General features: G+C 66.9%; 2 protein-coding genes and 1 pseudogene. All 3 read right to left on the bottom strand.

Annotated elements, in window-relative coordinates; all coding sequences use genetic code 11:
* Positions 1-814 (bottom strand): annotated as a pseudogene (locus VFG33_RS22810) (phage tail sheath family protein); the annotation flags it as partial.
* A gap of 129 nt (positions 815-943) precedes the next feature.
* Positions 944-1555, bottom strand: coding sequence for a hypothetical protein (locus VFG33_RS22805; protein ID WP_325054958.1), 612 nt, complete (start codon positions 1553-1555; stop codon positions 944-946).
* A 53-nt stretch (positions 1556-1608) separates the two neighbouring features.
* A partial coding sequence (locus VFG33_RS22800) for an eCIS core domain-containing protein (RefSeq protein WP_325054957.1) occupies positions 1609-2275 on the bottom strand: 667 nt, incomplete at its 5' end.

Raw genomic sequence — 2275 nt, 5'->3', positions numbered from 1 at the left:
GCATCGCCAACTGGACCGCTTGCACGGTCTCCAGGTCGATCGCGCCCTGCTGGTACGCGCTCATCAGGTCCGGCACGCAGAGCATGGTGATCTCGTCGACCGCCTCCAGCCCGCCGAACCCGGTCCGGTCGGCGACATCGCCGACATAGTCCTCGGCACTCAACCGCGGCGACGGTACTGCGGGCGCCGGCGGCGGAGCAGCCAGCGCGACCTCCCCGTGAGCGGGCTTGTCCAAGGCCGCCCCGGTGATCTCCTCGATCTTGATCAGCTTGGACTGCGCGTTCACCACGGTGGCGACGTTGGTCTTGCCCCGGGACACAGTGAGCCGGTCGAATTCCTCGACCTGGTTGCCGTTCTGCTTCACCACGATCTTGAACATGTCGTCGGACGGGTTCTCCCCGCCGGCGTCGGTGATCTCGATGCTCAGCTCCCCCGGCGCCTGGGCCGCGTCGATCGCCACCGCGCGGAACCGCCCGAGCATCGCCTGCGGACCGGCCGGCAACTCCTTGCGTCCGCGGGTGCCCTTACCGGATCCGTCGCTGGAGTCAGCCCCGCCACCGATCCGTACGACGTAGCAGTTGCCGCCGCCGTTCAGGAAGAAGCCGTACACGGACTGGGCCAGATACGACCCGGGCACGAATCCACCGAACGTGTCCGTGAACGCGGTCCAGTTGCTGATCAGCGTGGCCTGGTTGAAGGGCCCGGTCTCGGCGAGCCCCACGAACGCGGCCACCGCCGTACCGACACCCTCGAGCGGGCGGGCGCCCGATTCGACTTCCTCCACATACACACCCGGTGACAGGTACGTCGGCATGCTGCCCCTCCTCGATCAGGATTTGGCACCAGCCTGACCGCCGCGACTTCCCGCACTGGCGACCAAGTGGACGCAGACCAGGGCACTCCCCGTTGCCCGAAGGGGAACCACCGTTGCCCTGCTGCTCAGTCAGTCGCAGTCGAGGTCGACGCGCTTGTTGAAGGGGTCGATCGCCGCCGACGAACTCTTGGCCGCGTCGGCGCGGGTCGTCGCCTCGTCGCTGTGCATCTTCTCCAGCTGCGTTTCCAGCTCGGACTGCAGCCCGGCACGCCCGCAGCCGGTGATCGAGTAGGGCCGGACAGTCGTCCCGTTGTACGCCCGGAACCGCCGCGCATGCTCCTGCTCGTGCGGGGCCAGCACATTGCGCAGGAACGCAGTCACCCTGCCTTGCTGGCAGTTGCTGAGCCCTTCGGGCATATCGGGCATCCGGATGGTGACGTCAACCTTGTACTTGATCGTGATCGTGCCGGTACCCCGCAGACAAGGCTCCTCGTCGGCGCAGTCACAGCCCTTCGCCCGCGCCACCGTCGGCGTACTGACCGTACTCTCGCCGCCGTCGAAGTCCCCGGTGGTCTCCCCGTGCAAGTTCACGTTCGCCGCTCCACCACGCAGCGCGATCGACACAGCCCGATTCCCCGCCGTCTGCTGCAACGCAAGCACCCGCTCGTACTGCGTGCCGCCGGCCGCAGCGCGCACCAAAGGCCCCGGCGCCTTTCGCGCTGTACTGATCACAGACCTCATGCGGGCATGCACCTACCCAGTGCACCCGCTGGCACCGCCCGTGTCCAGCTACCTCAGGACTCGCCTTCCTGAGCCTCTTCCTCATGCCGCTGCACAAACGCACCCTGAACCGGCTCTTCCTCCTGGGCCTCTTTTTCATCCCGCTGGACGAAAGCCCCCTGCACCTCTTCCTCCTTCTCCTCCTCAGCCGGCCCCTCCGCCCGCTGCACATCCTCTTCGTCGCCCGCGTGCCGCTGCACAGGCGCCGCCGATTCATCCACGTCCCGCTGAATCCCCGCCGCAGTGGTAGGCGTAGGCGCCGGGACCGCCATCGCCCGCTCGGCATTCGCAGAGGCTTCCCGCTCGAACCGATCCGACGGATCACTCACCTTGATCCCACCCGGCGCGGAACTCCCATCCACCGGCCCACTCCGCTGCTGCACCACATGCGTCAACTCATGCGCCAACATCACCTTGCCGGCATCCGAACCCGGGTCGTACTTATCCCGCTGGAACACCACATTGCTACCAACCGTGTACGCATGCGCATTAACAGCCTTAGCCGACTCATGCGCAGCCCCATCGTCATGCACCCGCACATCCGAGAAGTCATGCCCCAACCGCCCCTCCATCTCCCCCCGAACGCCAGCATCCAGCGGCCGGCCCCCAGAAGAGATCACGTCATGCACCGGCGACCTCTCCTCCTCAATCATCGAAGTCACCCCGCTGTTTCCCACCGCC

The organism is Kribbella sp., from assembly GCF_035687465.1.
Classification (GTDB): domain Bacteria; phylum Actinomycetota; class Actinomycetes; order Propionibacteriales; family Kribbellaceae; genus Kribbella.
The sequence above is the reverse complement of the archived record's forward strand: the minus strand, read 5'-3'. Positions and strand labels throughout refer to the sequence as shown.

What these genes read in the sequence shown, in the direction of transcription:
- VFG33_RS22805 (WP_325054958.1), bottom strand. Translation starts at nt 1,555, where the DNA reads ATGAGGTCTGTGATCAGTACAGCGCGAAAGGCGCCGGGGCCTTTGGTG.